We start from the raw sequence: 26658 nt of genomic DNA, 5'->3' as shown, positions 1-26658 counted from the left end.
CGGGTCCTTTTTGTGCAAATGAAAGGGGCTGTGTATGGTTGAAAAACTACTAGTTACTGCGGATGGGTCACAAATTCACTACGATTTATACCCTAAAGCTGCGCCAACGGTGGTATTACTCCATGGGAATGGCGGTAATCGCCATTATTTCGATCGCCAGCTGCCGATATATCAGCAGATGTTTCAAGTAATCGTGGTCGATAGTCGGGGGCAGGGGCTATCAACTAATCACGCCGCGACGTTAAGCTTTGATTTGATGGCGCATGATTTGTATGAATTATTACAACAAGAACAACTGAAAACTGTGTCAATTGTGGGCTTTAGTGATGGAGCCAATTACGCCATGGTATTTGCAGTCCGCTTTGCGAAGCTCGTTGATAAATTGGTGTTAAATGCGGGGAACGTCAGTCTTTCGGGCATCGGGGCACTCACACATGCCTTCGACGTCACTAGGTGGTATGGGAATCAGCTAGTTGGGAAAGTTGTACCAGTGTTTAAACAACGTGCTGCCGTGCAAAGTCTCTTAGTTAAACCAGTTCCGCTAGCGTGGGACGAACTCCAAAAAATCCAGGCCAAAACCTTAGTGATTGCGGGGGAACGGGATGCCATTAAAGTCACGGAAACCGCCCAGATTGCTGAAGCGATTCCAGACAGTGAATTCATGTTGATTCCCACGGCGCGGCATTCTTTTGGCCGGCAACATCCGCAGCTATTTGCCCAAATGGCGACAAATTTTATAGAAATGCAGGATACTAAATGATTGCGAAGATCGAAGCAATATTTCATAAATACTCCAAGTGGATTGAATCAATCTTTTTGATTGCAGTTTCAGTAGCAGTCTTAGTTGAAATTGTATCAATCAGTAAAACCATTTCCCCAAGTCAATTAGCGGTTCAATTTGGTGATATTCCAGTTTGGAAAATCGGTGCGATTATCATTGCGGGGCTTGTAGCGGTTTCGCCAATGATTGGGTACGATGTGTTACTAAACAAGTCATTGGGGAATAAAATGACGAAGGCTTACTTGTTTGAAAGTAGTTGGATTATTAATTCAATTAATAATTTGGCTGGTTTCGGGGGGCTCGTCAGTGTTGGCTTGCGGACGGAATTTTATGGTAAAAAGGTTGAAAGTAAGAACTTTGCGGCAACCTTAACCCGCTTATTCATGTTCATTATGTCCGGCTTGTCATTATTCAGTATCGTGGCACTAATCATGGTGTGGACAGGGTATGCAAATGCCTACGTTAGTCAGTACTGGATTTGGTTGTTAGGTGGGAGTTTGTATATTCCATTTGTTTGGGTAACCTCAACGATTAACAAAACGGTAATTACAACCAGGTTCAAAATGCAGGTAACCGGGATTTCAATCTTGGAATGGACGGGTGTCATCGGTCTGTTCTTGTTCATTGGTTGGATGATTGGGATGCCGTTACCGATGGATCAAGTAATGCCAATCTTTGTCGCTGCGATGATTATCGGGATTGTATCAATGATTCCCGGTTCCATTGGGAGTTTTGACGTGATTATGATTATCGGCTTAAGTGACTTAGGCTTACCGCGTGAAGCAGCCGTCGCGTGGCTGCTGTTATACCGTATTGCCTACTATTTTGTGCCATTTGCTTTTGGCTTGATTTTGCTGATTAAGAATTTTGGCGCGTCATTTAATGAACGTTATAACGAAGTCCCTAATCAAATTGTGATGACGGTCGGGCATCGCATTGTCAGCGCACTGCTCTATTTTTCCGGCGTGATGATGATTTTGTATGCGACAATTCCGGATGCGTTTGATCGCTGGCATTGGTTGCACTTGTTAAATCCGTGGTCGGCTAATTTGATTTCGGAATTTCCAAGTATCATCTTGGGATTCCTGTTACTACTTGTAGCGCGTGGGATTGCTTCACAAGTTAAACGGGCGCTGTACCCGGCGTTGATTGTGTTGTTCTTAACGAGTTGCTACATGTACACCCGCGAAGTTTCATTATGGTCAGTGGCGTTTACGTTACTGTTAATGATTCTGGTCTGGTTGATTCGGGCGCGTTTGTTCCGTGAGCAATTCATTTACTCGTGGGAAGCGCGGACGATTGATGGTGTCATTTGGGCAACTTTGGTCGTCATTTACGTGGTGTTAGGGGTTTATAGCCTACCGGGGTTCAAGCATCATCACCATCACCACAACTTGGATTTCGTGTTGTTCCCATCGTCTAAGATTTGGTTGGGCGGATTGTTGGCAATTGTCGTGGTCGCCATATTTGTGTTAATTTTGGAACGTTACTTAGAAGGGCGTCGCCTCATTCTTGGTGATGAACTAGATGCCGACCGTTTGCAAAATGTATTAACCAATTTTGGTGGTAATGCGAATAGTCAGTTGGCGTTTCTCGGGGATAAGTATTTGTTCTATTACCAAAACGCAGCCGGCGAAGATACAGTCGTCCTGCAATATCGCCCGAGAAACAATAAACTAATTGTGATGGGTGATCCATTTGGAAAAAGTGACGATATGGAAGCAGCAATTGAAAAATTTATTCACGATAGCGACCAGCTTGGCTACACGCCCGTCTTTTATGAAGTTTCGGAAAACGTGGCCATGTACGTCCACGAATATGGTTATAATTTCATCAAAATGGGTGAGGAAGCGCACGTTGACTTGCCAGATTTTAGCTTGGTCGGTAAGCGGCATAAAGCTGAACGGACGATTATTAACCGTTTTGAGCGTGACGAACACCATTTTGAAGTTGTTGAACCACCATTTTCGACGGAATTTATTAATCAATTACAGGTTGTTTCTGATGAGTGGTTGCACAGTCGCAAGGAAAAAGGCTTCTCATTAGGATTCTTCGATGAAAGCTACTTGCAGCGTGCGCCAATTGCGGTCGTGAGTGATGGCGCTGGCGAAGTTTATGCGTTTACCAACTTTATGCCAACTAACAACCGGGTTGAAACTTCGATTGATTTGATGCGTTTCCGAGATGATGCCCCCACGGGAGTCATGGATTTCTTGTTCGTGAAGTTGTTTGAATATTCAAACGCCGCAGGTTATCAAGATTTCAATCTCGGGATGGCACCACTAGCTAATGTCGGCATGTACTATCGCAGTTTCACGGAAGAACGGGTTGCCAATTTGGTTTATCAATTTGGTTCAAATTTTTATTCGTTCCAGGGGTTACGGGACTTTAAGAGTAAGTATGCCGATGATTGGCGTCCACGCTACACATCGTATGCCAAATCAAGTAACATTTTGTTTGTGATGATTGCGTTATTGATCGTTGATAATCAAACCATTCAACCACATACACTTAAGAAGTTACGCAGTCGCGATAAATAGATTGCGCTAGTGGGATTGAATAAACTTGACCACTCCGTGCCAGTAAATTACTTGGCGCACAGTGGCATATATACCACTACCAATAAAATACTTGAAGAAGTAACTAACGCGAATTAACGCTTAGTTGCTTTTTTCGTATTAAGTGTCGTTAGCCCATATGATATACTTAGTAGGATATATTCATGCAGGAACCGGCGGGTAGCCGAGTTTATGAGATACGAGGTAAAAAACTGTGACTAAGCTCTATTTTGTGCGACATGGTAAAACTGAATGGAATCTTGAAGGGCGCTATCAAGGTGCAAACGGGAACTCAGAGTTATTGCCTGAGAGTTTTGAACAAATTAAACAATTAGGTCAATATTTAAAAGGTGAAAAAATTCGTTTTGCGCATTTATATGCCAGTCCAATTAAACGGGCCCGGCAAACTGCTTTAGGAATTTGGCCATATTTGTTAAGTCGACCAACTATTTCGCTAAAAAGTGGCTTGAAAGAATTTGCGCTAGGTGACTGGGAAGGCATGGAGTTTGAAGTGGTTGCCGAGCGTTATCCAGTGCTGTTTCAAGGTTTTCGTAATAATCCTGAATTATGGGATGGTCCACAAATCGGCGCTGAGTCGTTTGAAGGCGTGATGGTGCGCTTCGGTGAAGTGGTTAAAGAAGCCGTGGCTAGTCATGATGATGACGCTAACTTGATTTTCGTGTCACATGGGGCGGCGATTACCGCAGGAACAGGAGCACTCCTTGGGACACCGTTGGCTGAACTGCGCGCGCGTGGCGGCATCAGTAACACATCGTTAACGATTTTGGAAACACATGATAATGTGCATTTTACCGAAGTAATCCGGAATCAAACGGACTACTTGGCCGCAAGCCAAAGTGCAACCGATATGATTTAGAGAGGTAAGATAATGAGCGGTGAACGTGAAAAACGAGAAACTGAATTAAACCAAGCAATTAAGCAATTAGTTGCGAAAATTGATCAGCAACCAGATGATTGGCGTTTGTACAATGACCTCGCAATTCATTTAACGGAATTACGGGATTATTTACAGGCTGAAGAACTGGCGATGAAGTCGTTGGGACGCTTTGAACACGATAAACAAGCCCAACAAACGCTGTTGTATACGTTGGGAAATATCTACTATTCAGCTGAAGAATATGAAAAGGCGGTGACGTACTTCAGTCAAATTGCCGACCAAAAGTTGAAACGCGATGCATTGGTAATGATTGCGCAAAGTTTGATGCAACAGCAAGATTACCAACATGCGCTGGTGTATGCATTGACGGCTCATGACCAGATGAAACAAGATCCTGAAGTCAACACGTTGTTGGCGGATATCTTACTGGCATTGGGTGAATTCCAACAAGCGAGTGATTTTTACGATGATGCCTTGCAAAGTGATGCAAAATTTGTGCGCGCATTGTTTGGGCGGGGCTTAATTGCCGTGGTTAATGACCAAGATGCGACCGCGTATTTTGCGGCAGTTAAAGAATTAGATGCTGCATTTTACCAAGCAAATCAACAACGCGTTGACGAAATTGCGACGGTGATTGCGCAAAAAAATGCGGCAGATACTGATAAGTAAAAGGACCTAGGTGCAATTCCTAGGAATACATATTTTTGTGAAAGAAGAGTCGGCATGGATGAAGAAATGACCTTGTTTGAAGAAGAAACTACGACACCTTATGTCCTAGGCAAAGTGTCGGCCGTTTTTTTTGCGGCTAGCGATAGTTTTTATAAAGTGGTTGCTTTGCGCGTATTGGAAAATAACTTTGGTTGGAAAGAAAAAGAAATTGTTGCCACGGGTTCTTTTGGCGAATTGCAAGAGGATGGGACATACCGCTTTTTTGGTAAACTGGTGAATCATGCTAAGTATGGGCAACAGCTACAAGTCACAAACTACAAGAGTGAAGGTACGAACACGGAGCATGGGTTAATTACCTATTTGTCGGGCGAACTTTTTACGGGGATTGGCGAAAAGACCGCCGAGCGGATTGTTGATCTGTTAGGCATGGACGCGATTAATACCATTATTTCGGATCCTGATAGTTTAGCTTCATTAGGCTTGAAAAACGATGTAGTTGAGAATTTGGTTGAAACATTGCGGTTAAATAATGGGATGGAACAAGTCGTAATTGGTTTGAATGAATACGGCTTTGGTTCGACGTTAGCGACGGCTATTTATCAAAAATACAAGACCGATACCTTGGAAATAATTCGCAACAATCCGTACCAGTTGGCCGAAGATATTGAAGGCATTAGTTTTAAACGGGCGGATCAATTGGCTGCAGTGGTTGGCATTGAACCCGACGCACCAGTCCGCGTGCAAGCAGGGTTACTAGCTACTTTAGACCAACAGAGTTTTAATTCTGGGGACGTCTACATGCAAGTACCCCAATTGTTGGAGCAAGCGCGTCATTTGTTAGAAACGGCCCGCAATATTGCCATTGACCGTGATATTTTACAACAGGCGTTACTAGACTTGGCTCAAGCAAATAAAGTGGTGGCCGAAGATACGCGCATTTATTTAGCGAGTTTGTACGAAGCGGAATGGCGTAGTGCAGAATGGCTTGATCGCTTGGATGCGCAAACCGATGCCATCCAATATGCGGACGAAAAAATTGAAAAAGTCCTCAAAAAAGTTGAAAAACGGCTGAAAATTAAATATGATGACCGCCAAAAAGCCGCGATTGTCGAAGCGATTAAGAGTCCAGTCTTTCTTTTAACGGGTGGACCGGGGACTGGTAAGACGACTATTATTAATGGATTAGTCGCAACCTTTGCCGAGCTGCGTGAGATTGATTTGGACGTGAACGCCTATAAAGACGACACCTTTCCAATTCTATTGGCTGCACCAACTGGGCGTGCGGCCAAGCGGATGAGTGAAACAACTGGTTTACCAGCTAGCACAATTCACCGGTTGCTGGGGATGACTGGGCGCGAAAAGAACACCGTCCCTGATATTGAAGATTTAAAAGGGGCGCTTTTAATTGTCGATGAAATGTCGATGGTTGATATTTTACTTTTCCGGACGCTGCTACAAGCCATTCCATTAAAAATGCACGTGGTCTTCGTGGGTGATAAGGATCAATTACCATCAGTTGGCCCTGGGCAAGTATTCAGCGATTTATTAGCGAGTCAGCATTTCAATCAAGTTGAATTAACCCAGATTTACCGGCAAGAAAATGCAAGTTCGATTATTCCGTTAGCCCACGATATTAAAGACGGCCAATTGCCGGCTGATTTGACCGTGAACCAACCAGATCGGACGTTTATTTTCGCTCACGCCCAACAAGTGCCTAAAGTCGTGGAGCAAGTCGTCAAAAAAGCTCAAGATGCGGGCTTTGCGTATAATGATGTGCAAGTCCTCGCACCAATGTATCGTGGCACGGCAGGAATTAATAACCTAAATGTAGTTGCGCAGAACGTTTTGAACCCCTTGAAAACGGCAAAATCACGCGAAGTTGAGTTCAACGGGCAAAAATTTCGCGTGGGTGATAAGATTCTGCAACTCGTGAATAGTCCTGAAAGCAACATTTTCAATGGTGACATCGGGAAAATAACCGGCATCATGCTCGCCAAAGATAAAGGCAACGTCGAAAAAGTCGATCAACTCACAATTGCATTTGATGCGGGTGAAGTCACGTATCCGCGTTCAGAGTGGAATCGCTTAACGCTCGCTTATGCAACTTCGATTCATAAAGCCCAAGGTAGTGAATTCAAATTAGTGATTATGCCTTTGGTTGGAGCGTTTTCGATTATGCTCCAACGTAATTTACTCTACACAGGGATTACGCGGGCAAGTGAAATGCTAATTATGATTGGGGAACCGGATGCGTTTGTCCGCAGTGTCAACAATCTAGGCGCTAACCGTTTAACAACCTTGCAAGCACGGATTAATACGATTTCTGATGGGGGCACGACGCCAGAACTAAAAAAACCTGAAACACCAAGCGTGGCTGTTGCCGATGATGTGCTGGACACTCCTACTAACGTGGCTGAGCCAGTAGCTAAACCAGCACTAGCGTCTAAGCGCTTGACCCCAGACGTAGTTGAAAACGGCTCCTTGGCGGATAATATGTCATTTGATATCTTTGAAACAAGTGTCGCCACGCCTGAAACGTCGGTGGTAGAACCTGTTACTAAGGCTACTAGGGATGATTCCTCAGCGATGGGGACGACATTAACGCTAGCGATGGTAACAGATGGGTTAGTTGATCCGATGGTGGGGATGGCTGAAATTTCGCCCTATGATTTTATGCCTAACAAATAAAATCGATATTGAGGCGCCATTTTGTGGGATTAAGTAATATTTACGACTAACAAAAAGCGTGGATTTCACTTTGCACTGATTTGTTAGTTGCAAGAATTGATGATGATTGCGATAATAATAGATAGTTAATAAAGTAAATGAGGTAGGAAGATGTCAGAAGATAAACACGTTAAACTTTTTGCGCTTAATTCAAATCTCCCATTAGCAAAATCAATTGCTAATGAGTTAAACATGCCTTTGAGTGAAGCGGAAGTTAAGCACTTTGCTGATGGTGAAATTCAAATTGCGATTGGTGAATCAGTCCGTGGGGCTGAAGTGTATGTGATTCAAGGGGTCGCTGATCCAGTTAACACTTCCTTCATGGAACTAATGATTATGGTTGATGCGCTCCGGCGTGCCAGTGCGGCAACCATTAATGTGGTGATGCCATACTATGGTTATGCCCGCCAAGATCGCAAGGCACGTTCACGCGAACCAATTTCAGCTAAGCTATTAGCTTCATTGTTAGAAATGAATGGTGTTAATCGCGTTGTGACGATTGATTTGCACGCTGATCAAGTCCAAGGTTTCTTCAATATTCCAATTGATCATTTATTAGGGGCACCATTGTTGGCTAATTATTTCTTCAGCCGCAATTTAGTCGACGATGACTTAGTCGTGGTTTCACCTTCACACTCAGGCGTAAGCCGCGCGCGTAAGTTCGCTGAATTGTTGAAAGCCCCAATTGCGATTATTGATAATCGTGACGACGCCAAAGACAACAGTGTCCCTTCATCAATTATTGGTGAAGTCGCCGGCAAACGCGCAATTATTGTTGATGATATTATTGATACCGGTTTATCAATGTCACTTTCAGCTGCTGCTTTGAACTTTGCGGGGGCCACTGAGGTTTACGGTGTTGCAACGCACGCTGTGTTCTCTGGTGATTCAGTTGAGCTCTTGAAGCAAGCACCATTGAAGGAAGTTATTGTGACGGACACGGTTTTGGTACCAGAAGCCAAACAATTTACTAAATTAGTGCAATTGTCAGTAGGACCATTGTTTGCCGCCGCCATCCAACGGATTCACACTAACCAACCAATTGAAAACTTGTTGCGCTCAGAAGATAACGAAGACGTGCAACTCTAAGCCAAAGTACCTAGCAATTTTTGCAGTTGGTGAATCAATGCAGTATTAATTTGAAAATTCTTAACCAAATCAGGCGAATGTTATTGACTGGTTTGGTTATTTTTGTTATTATTTACTACGTTGTGTTTCGCGTCTACGGACGTGAGCTACAACCGCTCGGAGTACGTATTAAGCGTAGCGCGTACGATGGCGAGTCTTATCAAAAAACACAAGGAGGTGCACAAACATGGCTGTGTACGCAATTATTGAAACAGGCGGTAAGCAATACAAGGTAGAAAAGGGTGATGCCATCTACGTTGAAAAGCTTAATGCCGAAGCAGGTGAAAAAGTAACTTTTGACAAGGTTGTTCTTTACAAGAACCGTGCCGCAAAGATTGGTGAACCATTCGTTGCAGGAGTTAAAGTTGAAGGTACTGTGGAAAAGCAAGGCAAGCAAAAGAAAGTTGTTACTTTCAAATACAAGCCTAAGAAGCACATGCACACTAAGCAAGGTCACCGTCAACCATACACTAAGGTTGTTATCGACGACATCATTGCTGACTAATTCAATCTAAACTACTAATACTAACCAATTTATGGAGGTGCTCAATATGTTATTGAACATGGAAACCCTTACAATGTTTGCCCACCACAAGGGGGGCGGTTCATCTGCCAATGGACGTGACTCAGCTGGTCGTCGTCTTGGTACTAAAGTTGCTGACGGTCAAGATTTGACTGCTGGTTCAATCATCTACCGTCAACGCGGTACTCACATCTACCCAGGTGTGAACGTACGTCGTGGTAACGATGATACTTTGTACTCAGTTGCTGATGGTGTTGTTAAGTTCGAACGTAAAGGCCGTGACAAGCGTCAAGTGTCTGTTTACACTCGCGAACAATACAACGCAATCGTAGAAGCAAACCGTGCGACTAAGCCACGCGCTTAATTCACAATATTGTGTTTAAAAGAGCCAATCGATATTCGTATCGGTTGGCTCTTTTTGTATGTGTATGTATGAGAGAAAAGGTTAGTCGATTTTGGGCCTGACGTGTCGCTAATGATTTTATTTGATTATATTCGCCAAACGAATCCTGGTTAGCCAATAAACAAGAAATGTTATTCATTTCCAGACACGTTACTTTGGAATTGAGTTGGCGGAGATTATAATTACTAGTAGGAACTAGTTTGTATACATTATCGAAACAAAACAACATGGTCAGTGGCAATATTTCGTTACGTGTTTACGAATTAATGGTTGGTAACACAATTAGAAGAATGTAATAACGAAGTTTACAAGTCAAAATCGCAAGCAAAGAAACTGGAGTAATTTAATTAAATTTGTTGCAGCGACGTTAATTGCTTTAACCCTTGGGCTTGGGGCAATAGTTGTGCCAAGTGTATCGGCAAGTTCGGTTGGGCTTGAATCAACACCAAAGTCAATGCGTGGCACGTGGTATCACTGGCACCCAAAGACTGCTTACAGTAAGGGAACAGTGTACAAGAATGTTGTTTTCAAAAAAATGTGGTCAACGGATGAGCAAGGCTATTCGCAGATTAACGTTTGGCGAACTAAATATAAGGGCAAAATTGGCTTCAGGATTGGTGGTGCCGCATCGGAGATTCAAGAACAAAACGTACTTACAAAGGTTAAGATAAAGGATAAGTATCACAAAGTTATGGTTAGTTACCTAACGGATCAAAGGGGCGATTACGGTGAAATTCACTATAACTTTAGGAGTAAGTCACTTGCCAAGCAGTATGATAAAAAGCATCAATTGAGCTATGACGACTACGACACAGGGCAAAACACTCCGAAAGTTAAGAAACAAATGAAGAAAGTTATCGTTAAATACTTCGGCGAGAAATGGTTGCTTTTCATGAACGAACATTGAGCTGTGAATGAGGCGAAGATACCAATCAACTCAAAGCTGGAAGATGTGCAATGCTACCAAGCCGTCTAAATTGTACTTCAACTTTTGTTATGAGATAATTTAACTATGGATTTTAGAAGAATATTCAACGACGTCAACGGGAAGATGTTACCGCAATTGGTAATGTTTTCTGTTGGCGTTTTTTTGACGAAATTGATAATGACAAGTTATTAACGCTAAATAAATGGAGGAAAGTCTGATGAAAAAATTCATGAAAATATTAATGGTATCCACAATGCTGATGGGTAGTATCGTGCCATTGGCAGAAATTAATTCAATCGAAGCAAGCCAGACACAGCAGATTCGCAGCGATAAAATTGGACACAAATATAAAACGTTTCCTAAATCAATGCGGGGAACTTGGTATGCAACTAGTAATGGTGAAACGCAAAAAATGAAAATTACAGCAAAAACGATGATCCGTTATAACTGGTTGGGTAAAGGTAAGCACGAAGTTTCAAAAATTAGTGTTAAACAAACATATGGCAAGTTTGGAGTTACAAAGGCTGACAAATGCATGGTATTAGCGGGGTATTATGCCACCGAGGGTGTGTGGTATGTACCCGCAACAATCAAGGTGAAGACGAAGCACGGTTCTAAAAAAGTGCGTGCGTTATTGTCACCATACATGGGACCAGCCACGGTCTACGTGCACTCCAAAAAAACTAGTAAAAAGGCGCCGCATATTTCTTCAGATAAAGCATTTAATATTGGGAAAAGGGCTAATAAACATCTACTAAAGTAATTGATTACAAAATGTCACCAAGTGAAAAGAATTTACCGCAAGTATATAAACACTACTAAATGGAGGAAAAGCTGATGAAAAAAATCATGAATTTTATTATATTGATGACAGTTGTAGTGCTGACATTCGGGCTTGGCACCGCGTCAGTTAGTGCTGCAACGCAAACGGGCACGCCAGTAGGGCAGCAAAGTAAGCTCCCCAAAAAATGGAGCCGAACAGTTCCTAAAAAATTACGTGGCGATTGGTACGTGAATATTGCAGGTACCAAGAAATATGCTAAGTTTAAGATTAGGAAAAACACGATGCATTTAAAAATGGTTTTTGGAACTAAGTCGTATAAGGCGATGAAACTATCGAAGAAAAATTTGGGCATTTCTAAAGAGGGCAAAAACACATATTCATTTTTTGTAGTAAATAGCGCTGGTCAACAACTCAGCGAAGGGATAAGAGTTCAATACACCACTAAAAAAATTAATGGTAAAAAGTACAGGGCATTAGCTGTACGTGCTGATATCAGAGCCTCAGACTATTATACGAAAAAGAAAATCAGACCAAAAATTAGTAAGAAGGTGCCTAATAGTATGAAAGGCATCTGGCATAATGAGGATGGCTATGTTGATATGAAATTGAAGGGAAACACGGTTACGTTTGGAACTTCGAGCTATAAAGCCTACTTCACATGGGGAAATTTTGGGACAATCTACATGCACATTGGCAAAATTGGTAGTGTGAAAAACGCATATACAATAACAAAATTTGAAAACCATTTAATGCTCGATATTCCTGAAAACTCAGGATCAGAAACGTATAACTATTCACGGTAGTTAATAGCAATAACAATAGGAAATGAGAGTGAGCAGACATGCGTTCACTCTCTTTTTTTGCACGGCGATGGGGGAAAGGATTATCAACAAATTTAACTCCACTAACTTCCAACGCACGAAAACACATACTCAGTTAGTCAAAGCCGAGTGTGCGTCCTGTCAACATTGTGTTAGTCATCTCAATACATCTAGCCAACTAACTACTTTTCAGATTCTTCTTTTAAATACCACGTAATTAGGATTATTGTCACCAGCAAAAATACAATTGGAAAACCGACTTCCCAGGTATGGAAATAGTTGGTTGTGATATTCCCAGCTACTAATGTGGAAGATTGCATAATTTCAGAAAAATTACCCATTAATGCCAAGCCAAATGCTGACAAAATGGCTAGAATAAATGAAACGAAAGCCAAAATTAGTTTATTCATAAGCGGTATCCTACTTTATTTGTTTTAAATTATTTTCTACGTTACCCGTTAAAATAAGCCTCATTCCATTTGAAATAAGGCAACAGTAAAAGACACAGGTATTAAATTTTAGTGCGTGCTCTTAAATGGCGCCAACAGCTCATCAGTGCTTACACCATACAACTCTGACAGCTTAACTAAAATTGGCAATGGCACATCATAAATCTCATGCTCCCAAGCTGAAATTCGTTGATGCTGAACGTGCAAAATGTCTCCTAACACTTCTTGTGTGTAGCCATGTTCAATGCGTAATTTTTTTAATAATTCCCCCATAGCAAGTGGCATACCCTTCATTAGATTTTAATTATAATAGCACGTTTGCGTCGTAAAGGGCATATAAATTAGTCATTTGCACGTTATTCGTGCACAAAATCACAATTGGATAACTTATAATGAACATTAATAAAGCATGCTGTAGCATCGCAATGGTCAGCTGAATTTGATTGTATTTGTTCTAATTTGGAAACATTACGATTATGCAATTTGTAGACCTAATATGACTTTAGCTACAGTATTATCTTTTGACGGGTGTTCACTAATTTCAGGAGGTTTTGTAATGACCAAATTGCTAAAATATAATCTTGATATTTTGCTTTATTTTGTATTTCTTAGTGTTGTTTGGGGCGTTAAATCGGTCAATGATTGGATTAACCAGCATGGTGGGCAAAACACTTATTTGTTCATTGGATTGAGCATAATGCTAGTTTTGGGCAGAGTTATGAAGTACTTGGGGAGGGACAAGTAGGGGGCAAGTGTAATCACAGTGATGTGGCGTGCCACAAAAATCAACAAATAGTTCGTCTGTTAGCATTAATCAAAATAAATATGGGGTATATTAGATTGAATACACAAAACGAAGTCAACTTGCTTGAATTACTAAATGTTACAGAATCATCTGATCAATTACTGCACAGTTTTTTGAAAATTCACGATTACGAATACAATTTCCAAAAAGACTCTGAACAAATTGATATTGACGAATTAAAGAGTTATGCCAAATTATTGGCACATTTGGCGCCGGTATTATCATTAGAACAAATGTCTGGTTTCGTATTAGGCTTTAAGTTGAAGGATCAAGCTAACACACAGTTTGATTTGTTAAAAGGAAGCAACGATACAATTATTAACTTTGAATTCAAATCTGAGACACCGTCAAAGCCGATTTCCAAACAGGCTTCTGAGCACTATCGTTTTTTAAAAATGCAATATTCGCGCGTAATAGTTATTGAATATTTGGCAGATTCAGACGAAATTTGGGAATATCAATCACAAACAAAGCAAATGGAACCCCTCAATTTTGATGATTTAATAAATCGGATTCCCAACGCAAGTACCGGAATTGATCGTCTCGAAAAATTAACGAGATCCGATTTTCTAGTGGCACCATATAATAAGCCAAAAGACTTCTTGGGTTCATTGTATGAATTAACGAGTAATCAAAAAAATATAAAAACTGCAATCGTAAAAAAAGCGCGGGGGGCATCAGCTATTACGGGTGGACCAGGTAGTGGTAAAACGTTGCTACTACTAGACATCGTACGTGCACTGTCCGAAACGGGTAAGTCAGTGGGGATGGTCATGGGTGCGAAAGTCGGTGCCGGGCAACAAGAAGTAGCCGATGCCCTTAATATTGATATACGTTGGTATTATGACTTGTCTAGTCTAGAAATTTTTAAGGATAAGGATAAGGATATTTTAATATTTGATGAAAGTCAGCGTATTCCTAAAAAATTTATTGAAGAAGCACTTGAAATTGATGATAGCGTAATTAAAATTTTTAGCGTCGACGAAGGTCAAGTTGTGCACCCAAATGAACAACAGGAAGCAATCCAACAATATTTGGAGGATTCACCTATGGTCACTGTTTTCCCATTAAAGCATTCAGTGCGAATAAATCCTGGCCTTGTAGATTTCCAAAAGAAATTATTTGATAAGCGGGTTAAAAACGCAGAGTATCATGAATTTGAAAATGTTAGCTTACGTTATTTCAAAAGTGAAAAAGCGGCTCAATTATTTATCGAAATGCGGAACCTGGAAAAGGTTGCAATTATCGAGCCGGATGAATTTGTCACACAACAATCAGCTACAACAAAGCACCCCAAGAAATTTCCCGGCTCTAAAAATGCCAAAGATGTCATCGGACAAGAGTTTGAAAATGTTCTACTAATTTTCGATCAATACGTGAACTACGATGAGGGAAAGCTCGTTTTCGGAAAAAGTGAGTACTACCCATATATTGATGAAAAGATGATCTATCAAGCTATTACAAGGGCATCCAATTCAGTAGAAATTATCGTTATTAATAACCAACCGTTATTTATCGAAATTCAAAAGTTATTAACGCGAAGCAGGGACGACTTTAAGAAAAAAGGTGACAAAATCGCCACGTTACAATCCGATATTCATGATTTGAAGCAACAACTTCATGAGGCGGAAACAACAGTAAACGAATTGAAAGTACAATTGCTTGAGGTAAAAAGTTAAAAGTAACGTGTTAAATGTAAACGCTACTTATCTATTCTGGAAAAGGGGATAGGATAATGTGGTAGCAGATACTAAAACAGAGCTTGCGGATTCTAAAATCTGCAAGCTCTGTTTTAGTATCTGCTACCGCCCAATAATTCACGAAACCACAATAACTTGTCCAACTCGAATCAAATTAGGATTCTTGATACCATTCAACCGCACAAGTCGCGCCACCGTCGTCCCTAGCAATCTGAGAGAGTCTAATCGTGTTGATGGAGCGGGGACGTTACTTACCAAGAACTCCGGAGTGCGAATTTTTAAAGAATCATGCAATGGCCGTGTTAATTAGTATTGTAGCCACTGCCTGTCAGGAAGTTACGTTGCAAATGAAAAACAATTGACAGTACCGGAGTTTATTCTGATGCAAGTCGTTTTGTTTACAACAAAATGATTGTGATTAATCACGAACTTCATCAGTCGACTTTAATTAGGAGTGTGTAATAAAAAAATCGCACAACCCTAGTTGGGTGTACGATTTCATTGAATGTGTGGGTTTGAGAACAGCTTAATTAATCAGCAAAGACTAGTTGCTTGAGGGATTCTAGTTGCCGGTTGTTCGTAATCGTGTAGATTAAGATTACTTGAATTGGCGCCATAATTAGTTGCTTGAGTGCTCGAACTTCAAGTAATTTCAGCGCTGCGCTATCGTGGAGGCCACTTAATTGGGCAATCCAGAGCGTGTTCATAAAAGTGTTCACAATTAAGAGCACTAAAACCGTGGCGATGATGATGCGTCCCCAACTAAGGCGTTCGTGATTATAGAAGAACAAGCCATAAATCACGACACCAGCAATTGCTGAGAGGGTGAAGCCAAAGTAATAAGCATCGCCATTCAACAAATTACCGATGTAATCCGAAAAAATCGCCATGGTACCACCCCAGAGTGGACCATACCACTTTGCGATTAAGGCAACAATGATGAATGTTACCCCAAATTTTAAGTAGCTTGGGCCAAAAGTGAAACGGCCGAGAATAATTTGCATGGCGATTAAGATCCCTAATAATGCCATCCGCTTGGTGGATAATTTTGCATACCCTAATGATAATGTTTTCATTTCGAAAACCTCCTTATATTTGGAGGGTTTCACTTTTCAGTGAATGTGATTTTAGCACCGCAAGCAATTAAGCTTTTCGTTTGTGGCCCACATTCCGTTTCCACAACACTTAACGCGCCAAAATCTACCCTGAGTTCTTGTTGCCAAATGACAACGTAATTATTGTAGTTCATTCCACGCAAAAAAGATATAGCCAGTCTGGTATAATGAATCTTAATGACTACGATTGGGAAGGGGTAAAGCAAAGATGACAACTGAAAGTATTCTGACAATTATGCATACAAATGATATCCACTCGCATTTAGAAAATTGGCCACGCATTCGCCGTTCTTTGTTAGATCAACAAAGAAACTTAAAAACGGGCGTTAACGATGTCCTAACGTTTGACATCGGGGATGCACTAGATCGGGTGCACCCGTTAACTGAAGCGACGCTAGGAACTGCTAACGTTGCCTTGTTGAACCAAGCTAATTATGATGCGGTAACTATTGGTAATAATGAAGGCTTAAGTTTACATGCCGAGCAGCTCAATCATCTCTATGATGAAGCCAATTTTCCAGTCTTGGTTGCTAATTTTTTAGATGCTAAAACGCACCAACGAGCAGATTGGAATCAAGGTGTTCATTACCAGCAAACCGCTGATGGTACCAGAATTGGTGTTATCGGGTTAACGGCGCAGTTTGATGATTCTTATCCGCTACTAGGCTGGGATGTTACGGATATTGGGACGACTTTGGATAAAATCTTGCCGACAGTCCGTGCCAATAGTGATGTCGTTATCTTGCTTTCGCATTTGGGGATTAATGTTGATCGGCGCATTGCGCAACGATTTAGCGATATTGACATTATCTTAGGTGCCCATACCCACCACTTACTTGAACATGGGGAAATGGTTAACGGAACCCTGTTAGCAGCGGCAGGCAAGTGGGGGTGCTGGATTGGTAAAGTAAGTGTCCGGTTGCAGGAGCATAAAATTATCGCAAAAACGGCTCGGGTCATTCAAACTGACGAACTCCCACAATTGCCAGCTGATGAATTAGAAATTGCCGGTTACGAGCAAGCGGGGCGGCAACAATTACGCGCAGATAAAGTGGCTGATTTACCACAAGCATTGCTACGTAGTGATCACTCATTGATGCAAGATGCACTGAAAATGGTCCAAGAAAAAACTGGGGCGCCAGCAGCAATGCTATCATCAGGCTTGTTTTTACGTGATTTGCCAGCGGGGATTGTTAACCGCGATGATTTATTAGAACTCTTACCCCACCAAATGCACGTGATGACAACTAGCTTAAGTGGAACTGAATTGAAGCGCTTAATGCAAGAAGTGCATAAGAATAGTGGCTTTTTACGAGGATTTTCGTTAGTTGGCGTTGGTTTTCGTGGTAAGATATTTGGAGAGTTAGTTTTTGCTGGTTTAGCATATGATGAACGGCTTGATCAGGTTTATTACGCTGATGAGCCCATCGTACCAACTGGTGAATATGTAATCGCTAGTCTTGATTACTACAAGTTTTTACCATTTTTACCAACAATCGAAATTGCTGGCATTAATGAAATCATGATGAATAATAATTTGCGTGAGGATTATGCGCTGTATTTAGCAAAGCATTACCGACTCGCAGTGAATGTGAAGGAATAATAATGGATCGCGAAACAATGAAAGCAATGGCCGAAGCGCAGTTTGCAGAACGTGCAGCTGTCGTTGAGTTACACCATTTAGAAGGTGATAACTTATCGATTAATGGTCATCCATACCAATTAGTAACTAACTATCGTGAAGCGTTTGACGATACGAAATTAAAAGCCCGTTTTAGTAGTATTTTAACCAAATATAATTATATTGTTGGGGATATTTCAGCCGATCAATTACGGCTGAAGGGTTTTTACGAAGCTAGTCGGCCGAATACACCGCGCGCCCAGACGATTGATGCGTTAGAGGATTATTTATATGAATATGTGAACTTTGGCGCACCGTACTTTGTCTTGTACAGCCCAGAGCCATTTACAAGTAAAGATGACCGTACCGAAGATCGCCCAGTCCGGCCAGCACGTCAACGTGTAACAAACCGGCCAAATAAGAATGATAAGAAGACTAGCCAAGGTGACCGTCCAAAACGTTCGACGCGTAAGCCTGAAACTAGCCCCAAACGTGGGAATAGTGCTAAGCCAAACGAAGCTGGTAAAAATACTAAGCCCCGGACAGCAGATCAAAATAAGCGCCCCAAGAGCCGTAACAATGGCGGAAACCACGAACATCGTGAAGCAAAACCAGCGACACCAGGTGCACCAAAAACCCAAAATCGCCAACAACGCCCACGCCCAGATGAAAAGAGTAGTCAAGGACAAGGACGGACACAAAATAACAGCCAATCACGGAATAGTAAAAATAATAATCGTAATCCCAAGGCGAAACGCCCTGAAATTACCGAACGTCGTAAACCAGTAACAGGCGACAATATTAAGAGCCGTGAGAATCAAACGGCAGTAAGTAATAATAAGCCTAACCGGCGGAAGCGCAGTTTTACTATTCGCCAAAAAGAAGATTAATTAATACGAGTGGGACATAAGGTTTCCAAGCAGAGTACTTGAATTCGTCGGGCTTCCCCGGCCGGAAGCCTTTTTGTTAATAAGCCTGATTTCAACTTTACTATAATAAGGAGAAATCAGGCTTATCTTATGTCCCCAGTGGCTTTTAGGGCGCTATTTTGTCTGACGTGGGATTGAATAAAATCGGCCACTGCGTGCCAGTAAATTACTTGGCGCACCGCGCTGGAAGCACATGTTCAAGCCAAAGTGCGGTCTTGAACAACTCGGATAAGCTGGGACTCTATGGGAATAAATTCCCTAGACTCCTCATCTCATCCTCAGCGGCGACATGTGTTGCACACATATCACCCCAGTCGCGGTGTAAAGGCTGCGCCCGCCAAGTAATTTACCGGCACTCCGTTAGTAGGAATAATGTAACTAGCGAAAAACAGTTACCACCATAGGCCGTAGTAGTATGGAAAAAACACTGACAACAGAGCCTCAGTAATTTGCTGATTGAAAAAGTACAGAAACAACAATTCCACGCTAGAAAAAAATATAACCGTTTTTAGAAGCCGATTAGTTATAAGCAATATCATTTAGGAGTAAAGAGAATGACGAAATATAAGGGATATTTTATTGATTTGGATGGGACCATCTATGAAGGCAAAAATCAAATGCCTACGGGACGGCGCTTTATTGAACGTTTACAGGCGGCGGGAATTCCGTACTTGTTTGTGACTAATAATTCGACACGGACACCAGAATATGTGGCCGCAAACTTGACGAACAATCACGATATCAAAACTACACCGGAGCAAGTATATTCTTCTGCGCTCGCAACTGCTGATTATTTGGATTCGATTACGCCAGTAGATGGTAACCGACGGGTCTACGCGATTGGTGAATCAGGTTTGAAGACGGCACTAGTCGATGCTGGTTTTGAATTGAGTGAAGTTGATCCAGCGTATGTGGTGGTGGGGATGGACATGCAAGCCACTTATGCGATGTTTGAAACGGCAACCCTCGCAATTCGGAATGGGGCAAAATACATTGCGACTAACATGGATACGAATATCCCGAATGAACGTGGATTAGTGCCAGGGGCGGGATCATTGAACGCTTTAGTTCGTTACGCGACGGGGGTTGAACCGTTTGAAATTGGTAAACCGCGAGCGACAATTATTGAGTATGCACTCAAAAAAATTGGCCTGCAAGCTGACGAAGTCGTGATGGTTGGTGACAATTACAACACAGATATTCAAGCCGGGATTAATGCAGGTATGGCAACCTTGCTGACGTATACCGGAATTTCGACGCATGCAGATATTGCGCAAGTCACTAACAAGCCAACACACGAGGTTGAAACTCTTGACGATTGGGAAGTTTAAAAATTTTTGGCAGTGGGTGGCATTGATTTTATTTGGAATCACCTTGAGTGTGGCTATCACGATTAATAGTACGTGGCTATACCAATTGAATATTCAAGACGGTAAGCTGTTGCATTTGGCAAATATTACTCTCAAGCAAATGATGCTTAATTATCACCAGTTACTTGCGTACTTGAATTATCCTTGGGTCACTGAATTGAAAATGAGCGACTTCAAGGATTCGGTGGATGGATTACATCATTTTCGCGATGTGAAGCATTTATTTTTAGCTAACTACGTAATCTTAATTGTGTCGGCTTGGCCGGCTTGGCGCTTGGTACGGTCTTTACATCAACGCGAGCAACAGTGGCGGTTGATTCGACCAATGCAAATTATTTTGGCAGTAATCATTTTTTTAGTTGCGATGATGCTAATGAATTTTCAAGCATTTTTCATTAAGTTTCATGAAATTCTTTTTCGGAATAACGATTGGGAATTCTATCCAGCGCAAGATCCAATTATTAATGTGTTGCCAGAAAATTTCTTTGCCCAAGCATTTTTATTATTTTTTATCCTAGTCGTAATTTATTTTATTGCGCTATATTGGGATGGGAAACGATATTTCAAAAAAGACAAAGTTAAGTAGTCCATAAATGGTGAGCCCATTATGTTTAGAATCTACTTGACTTCCAGTAACAATGCAGTTAATGTTGTTAACATATTATTTGAACCATCAGCGTGTTCTCAATAGTGAGGACAAACTGAGTCGTTAACGTGTTTCGCCACAGACTCAGATTCCATTTGTGTATTTTAGTGTGGACTCTGAGTGATTTTGTAGCTAATACAAAATCATTCGGGGTCTTTTTATTTAAATTTATGAATGGTGACACGGCTTTGACGAGCACGAGCTAACTTACATTGATTTAGCGCCAGGCGGTAGCTAAATTGAAATGCAATTATTTTGGAGGCCTCTCGTGTTAGAAAATTTCTTTAAACTCAGTGCAAACAAAACAACAGTCCGGACTGAAGTTGTTGCTGGGATTACTACTTTTGTTGCCATGGCTTATATTATTTTCTTGAATCCAGCCATTCTTTCATTAACCGGCATGCCCAATCAAGGGGTATTCCTGGCCACAATCATTACGGCGGTGGTCGGTACGTTAATCATGGGATTGTTTGCAAACTTGCCATACGCACTCGCGCCTTCAATTGGGATGCAAGCGTTCTTCACTTATACGATTGTGTTTGCTTTTGGCTATACGTGGAAGCAAGCGCTTGGCGTGGTGTTCTTAGTGGGTTTGATTGACGTGATTATCACTTTATCAAAGGTGCGTTCAATCATTGTCAAGAGTATTCCTGATCAATTGAAACACGCAATTGCGGCCGGGATTGGTGTTTTCATTGCTTATATCGGTTTGAAAAATGCGGGCTTTTTAAACTTCATTGTCGACGGTGGCAACATTGTGACTTTGAATGACAAAGCCTACCATGCAGGACAAGCAGTGAGTGCACCACATGGAATTAACTCGATTTTGGGGAATGGCTCGGTCACCCCTGAAATTGCAACTTTCAATAATCCAACGGTACTTTTAGCCCTAATTGGTTTCGTACTATTGTTAATCTTAGTAGTTGCTAAAATAAAAGGAGCCTTTTTAATTTCCGTTATTGCAACGACAATTATTGGGATTCCAATGGGTGTGACAAACACACACATTGCTAAGTCTGACTCATTGTTCCATGCATTTGGTGAACTAGGTAAGGTTTTTGGCGCCGGCGTTGGACCAGATGGATTATGGAGCATGTTTACCTCGGTTCACAGTGTTGTTGTGGTAATCTTGGTCGTACTTTCAATGGGACTGAGTGGATTGTTTGATGCCGTGGGAACATTTATTGGTACCGGGATTCAATCTGGTATCTTCAGTGAAGCCGACATCAAGGAGTTTTATGAAGGTGAAGGCTTTAAGTCGAAGATGGATCGTGGTTTAGTTGCGGATACATTTGGGACGATGGTTGCTGGCTTGACTGGGACCACAAATGTTACTACATTCATTGAATCAGCGACCGGTATTCAAGCTGGTGGTCGGACTGGTTTGACTTCAGTTGTGGTCGCAATTGGCTTTTTACTTTCATCATTTGCGGCACCATTGATTAATGTTGTGCCCGGCGTTGCAACCGCACCAATCTTAGTAATGGTGGGGATTATGATGATGAATGAATTCCGCCAAATTGACTGGGATGATGTTGAAATTGCAATTCCAGCGTTCTTTACCTCAATCTTCATGGCCTTTTCTTACTCAATTTCATACGGGATTGCAGCGGGCTTTATTTTCTACATTGTTGTGAAATTAGCATCACGCAAGTGGAATGAAATCAGTCCAGTTATTTGGATTATTACGTTCTTCTTTTTAATGAATTTCGTTATGTTAGCAATTCTTTAATAATAAAACATCGCAATTGCTCAGTTTTGAGTAATTGCGATGTTTTGGCTCTCTGCAATATAAAATGCTCAAAATGGGCAACTCCGTGCCGGCAAATTACTTGGCGCACCGCGCTGGAAGCAACCTTCCAAGCCAGTCTGTGCTTATGCCTACGAACCGGCAACGCAAAACATCCCAGCATTTTGTTTCACAAAATACTGAATCTAATCCTAACGCGATTAGATTAGCCTTGCAGGCTGGATGTCTGTCTTGGTCGGTTCGGACAAGCTGGGACTCTAAGGAATAAATTCCTAAGACTCCTCATCTTATCCTCAGCGGAAATATGTGCTGCACACATATTCCCCCCAGTCGCGGTGTAAAGGCTGCGCCCGCCAAGTAATTTGCCGGCACTCCGTTAGTTCGTAATAATGCTCAAACTAGTAAAAAATAGTCGTTGTGGGGCAGATTCAAGCAAACTAGCTATTGCTGGTTTCGTGATGGAATCAAACTAGTGCTTAAGGTATATTCCGTGGTATGTGAGTATTCTTAAGCAAAAGTCCAGAAATGACAGTTCCACATCAATAAGCCAGATTTCTACCTTACAGGAGAAATCCGGCTTATTTTGTGGCTGGACAAGTTACGTCCTAGCCTCGATTTTTTTTGAATGTGCTAGCTGTTTGCTGCCACATATTCTGTTTTTGTTTTTAGCGGCCGACGACGCGTAATATGTTCGGCCGGGCAATTTTTTCGCGAGGTTGTAAGCTATGTTCATTGAAAAACTCAGCTAGGCGCACTTCATCAAAATCATCAATGATTAGGCCATAGTCGAAGCGGTCGTAATCAAATAAAATTGCGCTTGGTGTTGAAGCGACACCCATTTCAGTTGCTAATTGTTGATTAGCGCGAACAATCTGGGCAGTTGCCGGTGCGCTACGATCTTCTTGAAACATTGCAACGTCGGTATTTAAGTCATCGGCAATCCCAATTACTAATGCTGATGAGTAAGGTTGTTGATTAACTAGCAAAGCAGTTTGTAATGCCAATAAAAATTGGCGTGCTTTACGTTGACCTTGGAAGGCCATGGCTTCGTAATCGGTACTAATTTGATAGAGCAATTGGGCTATCTTATTACGATTAGCAAGTGATGCTTCTTGATCACTTGTTGCAAAATAACTATTGACGACTTGTAAATTATTCATTGGAATGAATTTATAGTTTGTTTTCGTTTTTAAGGCTGCGGTTTTGGTTAGTAAATGCTTTTCAGCAGTCATGCTTTCCATTTGCAGTGGGTTAATGAAGTGAAAAATTTCTAACACTACTGGACTTCCTCCTTTGGATATATTCCCTAATATATTGGCTGGTAGCAGCAAGTAACGCGTTAAAAATGTGCGTACTTTTGTTGACCCAAAGACTAGTTTAGCACTCGAATAATCAAACGAACAGTATTTTGCTTGCTAAGAAAATTCTCATTAAAATTTGTAACAATTTTTTTGAAATAATTAACGCTGTAGCCGGTTTAGGACAAGCATTTTGCTTATTCAAAGTGGTATAATTTATAGGTGATGTTTATGCCAAAAATGATAAAGTGAGGAGCCGATGAGGCGTGCTCGCTGGAATAAAATTAGTGAGGAACCGACGGGGTATTGGTATTTATGCTAACCCCAAACCGTGCGGGCATCCGAATCCATCGAATAAGAGGAGGGGTAACATGATTGAAGATTGGAATAGTTTTTTACTACCATACGAACAGGCAGTTGATGAATTAAAAGTTAAATTTCGGGGTTTACGGCCACAATTTGCAATTGATAATGACCAAACCCCAATTGAGTTTGTGACTGGCCGAGTTAAGCCGGTTGAAAGTATTCAAGAAAAATTAGTGCGCCGGCATATTGCCGAGGACCGAATTGAACAAGATTTGCAAGATATTGCGGGTGTGCGGATTATGACGCAATTTGTTGACGATATTTATCAAGTTGTTGATATTTTGCGTAAACGCACCGACATGACGATTTTAGAAGAACGCGACTATGTGACGAATGCCAAACCATCAGGGTATCGGTCATATCATATTGTGATTGAATACCCAGTTCAAATGGTGACCGGTGAAAAGAAAATATTGGCCGAAATTCAAGTGCGCACCATGGCGATGAATTTTTGGGCGACAATTGAACACTCTTTAAATTATAAATATGATGGTGTTTTCACGCCTGAACTGAGTGAACGGTTGGAACGAGCTGCGGATGCGGCCTTTAAATTAGACCAAGAGATGTCTGAAATCCGGGCGGAAATTCACGACGCAGCAGCGCAGCGAGATAAGGAAGCGTGAAATAGATGAAAGTCGGCTTACACGGTAATTCAAGTCAAGAATCGATTCGAGTACGTAACCGGTTGGAAAAATTACTGCTGGATCAGCATATAACAATTGATAATTTGGAACCAGATATTGTCATCAGTGTTGGTGGGGACGGCTCATTACTGGGAGCTTTTCAAAAATATCGATTTCAATTGGATCGTGTCCGGTTTGTCGGGTTACACACGGGGCACCTAGGATTTTATACCGACTGGCGTGAATACGAAATCAACGAGTTAGTGGATTCACTGGTACATGATACGGCACAAAAGGTTGAATACCCATTATTAGCTGGTAAAATTCACTTTGCGGATGATGACTCAGTGGCCGATATATTAGCCTTGAACGAAAGCACAGTGAAGAAGGTATCGGGGACGATGGTCGCTGACGTTTATTTGGGCGGCGAATTATTTGAGCGTTTCCGAGGCGATGGGCTATCAGTTAGTACCCCAACTGGTTCAACTGCCTATAATAAGGCGATTGGTGGGGCGGTGTTACATCCACGGTTGGAAGCACTCCAGTTAGCTGAAATGGCCTCAATCAATAATCAGGTGTTTCGGACGTTAGGTTCGCCACTAGTGATTGCTTCAGACGAAACCATCCGGATTGTCCCTGAAGATTCGGTTAATTTGATGGTCATGTATGATCAACAAGTCGTTGCTGAACGACCGGTTAAGGAAATTGAGTACCATGTGGCCAAAGAAAAAATCGCGTTTGCCGAATATCGCCACAATGAATTTTGGCACCGCGTCAATGAATCCTTTATTGGGCGCATTGAAGATTAGATGATAATATTGCGAAATGATTGCCAGCTGGCTTTCTGAACTTAAGACAATTATGAAGGTAAAATATGGAATTTACTTGGCGTAAAGATAATGATCAAGAACAAAAGGTCAAATCATTTTTAGGCACGCATGGGGTTAGTCACCGAATGTTTACGCAAATTAAACATAATGGTGGCGATATCTTAGTGAATGGCGTGCATGGACGAACGGTTGATTGGTTACAAGAAAATGATGAAGTAACAGTTATTATGCCACCTGAACTGGATAATGATTTAGTAGCAACTAGTTATGGTGAGTTGGATATTATTTACGAAGATGCTAATTTTATCGTCGTTAATAAACCGGCTGGCTTGACTACTGTGCCAGGACATGCGGATCGTGAAGACACGCTCGTTAACCGCGTAAAAGGGCACTTGAAGCAAGCTGGAGCGACGGATTTAGTACCACATATTGTGACGCGTTTGGATCGGTTTACGTCGGGATTGGTGTTAGTCGCTAAACACCGTTTCGCGCATGCGATGATGGATAAGCAGCTACAAACGCATAGCATTGATAAACGGTATTATGCAATTGTCAGTGGAATCGTTGAGCAAGATCATGGCATGATTGATTTACCAATTGGGCGTAAAGATGACGATTTTATTCGTCGGGAAGTTCGTGAAGATGGTCGGGAATCACAAACCGAGTACTGGGTTAAAGAACGGGGCACGCATGCAACGTGGGTGCAAATTCAATTGCATACTGGTCGGACGCACCAAATTCGCGTGCACTTTAGTCATTTGAACCATCCATTGTTGGGTGACGATATTTATGGTGGAACACTTGAGTTGGGAATCACCCGCCAAGCGTTACACGCATATTATTTTAGCTTTGATGATCCATTCACGGGTGAAAAGCACGAATTTACGTCACCATTACCAGAGGATATGCGCGTACTATTGGAATAAGTAAGATGGG

24 protein-coding genes, 1 riboswitch and 1 other annotated feature are annotated in these 26658 nt (G+C 41.7%); of the genes, 20 read left to right on the top strand and 4 right to left on the bottom strand.

Annotated features, from left to right (window positions below):
- The first annotated feature begins 34 nt into the window (after positions 1-34).
- From EQG49_RS02025 to EQG49_RS01975, 11 genes are all read left to right on the top strand, one after another.
- Positions 35-760: an alpha/beta fold hydrolase gene (locus EQG49_RS02025; protein ID WP_133362406.1), complete on the top strand. Its 726-nt coding sequence runs from the start codon at positions 35-37 to the stop codon at positions 758-760.
- A complete protein-coding gene (gene mprF, locus EQG49_RS02020; protein ID WP_133362405.1) occupies positions 757-3321 on the top strand; it encodes a bifunctional lysylphosphatidylglycerol flippase/synthetase MprF in 2565 nt (854 codons plus the stop codon). The genes EQG49_RS02025 and mprF overlap by 4 nt, the downstream gene beginning before the upstream one ends.
- A gap of 232 nt (positions 3322-3553) precedes the next feature.
- Positions 3554-4216 (top strand): histidine phosphatase family protein, encoded by a 663-nt coding sequence (locus tag EQG49_RS02015; protein ID WP_133362404.1) that lies wholly within the window; start codon positions 3554-3556, stop codon positions 4214-4216.
- A 12-nt stretch (positions 4217-4228) separates the two neighbouring features.
- Positions 4229-4906 carry a tetratricopeptide repeat protein gene (locus tag EQG49_RS02010; protein WP_133362403.1) on the top strand — a complete coding sequence of 226 codons (678 nt, stop codon included), beginning with the start codon at positions 4229-4231 and terminating at the stop codon, positions 4904-4906.
- Between the two features lie 54 nt (positions 4907-4960).
- Positions 4961-7594 carry an SF1B family DNA helicase RecD2 gene (gene recD2 / locus EQG49_RS02005; protein WP_133362402.1) on the top strand — a complete coding sequence of 878 codons (2634 nt, stop codon included), beginning with the start codon at positions 4961-4963 and terminating at the stop codon, positions 7592-7594.
- A 150-nt stretch (positions 7595-7744) separates the two neighbouring features.
- Positions 7745-8722 (top strand): ribose-phosphate diphosphokinase, encoded by a 978-nt coding sequence (locus tag EQG49_RS02000; RefSeq protein ID WP_133362401.1) that lies wholly within the window; start codon positions 7745-7747, stop codon positions 8720-8722.
- Positions 8723-8862: 140 nt separating this feature from the next.
- Positions 8863-8929, top strand: a sequence feature (ribosomal protein L21 leader region).
- A gap of 25 nt (positions 8930-8954) precedes the next feature.
- Complete coding sequence (gene rplU / locus EQG49_RS01995; RefSeq protein ID WP_133364506.1) at positions 8955-9266, top strand: 50S ribosomal protein L21; 312 nt, start codon at positions 8955-8957, stop codon at positions 9264-9266.
- A gap of 46 nt (positions 9267-9312) precedes the next feature.
- Entirely contained in the window at positions 9313-9648 is a 336-nt protein-coding gene (rpmA, locus tag EQG49_RS01990; RefSeq protein WP_133362400.1) for a 50S ribosomal protein L27, read from the top strand.
- Positions 9649-10090: 442 nt separating this feature from the next.
- Positions 10091-10594 (top strand): hypothetical protein, encoded by a 504-nt coding sequence (locus EQG49_RS01985; RefSeq protein WP_133362399.1) that lies wholly within the window; start codon positions 10091-10093, stop codon positions 10592-10594.
- 238 nt (positions 10595-10832) lie between these two features.
- Complete coding sequence (locus tag EQG49_RS01980; RefSeq protein WP_133362398.1) at positions 10833-11378, top strand: hypothetical protein; 546 nt, start codon at positions 10833-10835, stop codon at positions 11376-11378.
- Between the two features lie 74 nt (positions 11379-11452).
- Positions 11453-12202: a cupin domain-containing protein gene (locus EQG49_RS01975; protein WP_133362397.1), complete on the top strand. Its 750-nt coding sequence runs from the start codon at positions 11453-11455 to the stop codon at positions 12200-12202.
- Between the two features lie 200 nt (positions 12203-12402).
- Here the strand turns inward: EQG49_RS01975 and EQG49_RS01970 are convergent, their stop codons facing one another.
- Both EQG49_RS01970 and EQG49_RS01965 read right to left on the bottom strand, forming a co-directional pair.
- Positions 12403-12630: a hypothetical protein gene (locus tag EQG49_RS01970; protein ID WP_133362396.1), complete on the bottom strand. Its 228-nt coding sequence runs from the start codon at positions 12628-12630 to the stop codon at positions 12403-12405.
- Between the two features lie 108 nt (positions 12631-12738).
- Complete coding sequence (locus tag EQG49_RS01965; protein WP_165964727.1) at positions 12739-12942, bottom strand: helix-turn-helix transcriptional regulator; 204 nt, start codon at positions 12940-12942, stop codon at positions 12739-12741.
- A gap of 567 nt (positions 12943-13509) precedes the next feature.
- Between EQG49_RS01965 and EQG49_RS01960 the strand changes: the two genes are divergently transcribed.
- Positions 13510-15153, top strand: a complete 1644-nt coding sequence (locus EQG49_RS01960) for a DNA/RNA helicase domain-containing protein (RefSeq protein WP_165964726.1) — start codon at positions 13510-13512, stop codon at positions 15151-15153.
- Positions 15154-15704: 551 nt separating this feature from the next.
- Here the strand turns inward: EQG49_RS01960 and EQG49_RS01950 are convergent.
- The gene (locus tag EQG49_RS01950) at positions 15705-16250 is read right to left on the bottom strand and encodes a folate family ECF transporter S component (protein ID WP_133362392.1); all 546 of its coding nucleotides are present in this window, start codon (positions 16248-16250) and stop codon (positions 15705-15707) included.
- Between the two features lie 35 nt (positions 16251-16285).
- A riboswitch (THF riboswitch) is annotated at positions 16286-16384 on the bottom strand.
- Positions 16385-16497: 113 nt separating this feature from the next.
- Here EQG49_RS01950 and EQG49_RS01945 point away from each other — a divergent pair.
- From EQG49_RS01945 to EQG49_RS01925, 5 genes are all read left to right on the top strand, one after another.
- Complete coding sequence (locus tag EQG49_RS01945) at positions 16498-17892, top strand: bifunctional metallophosphatase/5'-nucleotidase (protein ID WP_133362391.1); 1395 nt, start codon at positions 16498-16500, stop codon at positions 17890-17892.
- A 2-nt stretch (positions 17893-17894) separates the two neighbouring features.
- The gene (locus EQG49_RS01940; RefSeq protein WP_133362390.1) at positions 17895-18800 is read left to right on the top strand and encodes a YutD family protein; all 906 of its coding nucleotides are present in this window, start codon (positions 17895-17897) and stop codon (positions 18798-18800) included.
- A 593-nt stretch (positions 18801-19393) separates the two neighbouring features.
- Positions 19394-20170 carry a TIGR01457 family HAD-type hydrolase gene (locus EQG49_RS01935; protein ID WP_133362389.1) on the top strand — a complete coding sequence of 259 codons (777 nt, stop codon included), beginning with the start codon at positions 19394-19396 and terminating at the stop codon, positions 20168-20170.
- The gene (locus EQG49_RS01930) at positions 20151-20795 is read left to right on the top strand and encodes a TIGR01906 family membrane protein (protein WP_243115728.1); all 645 of its coding nucleotides are present in this window, start codon (positions 20151-20153) and stop codon (positions 20793-20795) included. Before EQG49_RS01935 ends, EQG49_RS01930 begins: the two co-directional genes overlap by 20 nt.
- Before the next feature lie 328 nt (positions 20796-21123).
- A complete protein-coding gene (locus EQG49_RS01925; protein ID WP_243115727.1) occupies positions 21124-22587 on the top strand; it encodes an NCS2 family permease in 1464 nt (487 codons plus the stop codon).
- 683 nt (positions 22588-23270) lie between these two features.
- Here EQG49_RS01925 and EQG49_RS01920 read toward each other — a convergent pair.
- Entirely contained in the window at positions 23271-23882 is a 612-nt protein-coding gene (locus EQG49_RS01920) for a DsbA family protein (protein ID WP_133362386.1), read from the bottom strand.
- Positions 23883-24274: 392 nt separating this feature from the next.
- On the opposite strand from EQG49_RS01920, the gene yjbM reads away from it, so the two are divergent.
- The 3 genes from yjbM to EQG49_RS01905 all read left to right on the top strand — a co-directional run bounded on the left by yjbM (position 24275) and on the right by EQG49_RS01905 (position 26648).
- Positions 24275-24892 (top strand): GTP diphosphokinase, encoded by a 618-nt coding sequence (yjbM, locus tag EQG49_RS01915; protein WP_165964725.1) that lies wholly within the window; start codon positions 24275-24277, stop codon positions 24890-24892.
- A gap of 5 nt (positions 24893-24897) precedes the next feature.
- The gene (locus EQG49_RS01910) at positions 24898-25701 is read left to right on the top strand and encodes an NAD kinase (protein WP_133362385.1); all 804 of its coding nucleotides are present in this window, start codon (positions 24898-24900) and stop codon (positions 25699-25701) included.
- Between the two features lie 65 nt (positions 25702-25766).
- Positions 25767-26648 carry an RluA family pseudouridine synthase gene (locus tag EQG49_RS01905; protein ID WP_133362384.1) on the top strand — a complete coding sequence of 294 codons (882 nt, stop codon included), beginning with the start codon at positions 25767-25769 and terminating at the stop codon, positions 26646-26648.
- Positions 26649-26658 lie beyond the last annotated feature (10 nt).

This window comes from Periweissella cryptocerci, from assembly GCF_004358325.1.
In the GTDB taxonomy this organism is placed as follows: Bacteria; Bacillota; Bacilli; order Lactobacillales; family Lactobacillaceae; genus Periweissella; species Periweissella cryptocerci.
This window is presented reverse-complemented; position numbering and strand designations above follow the sequence as displayed.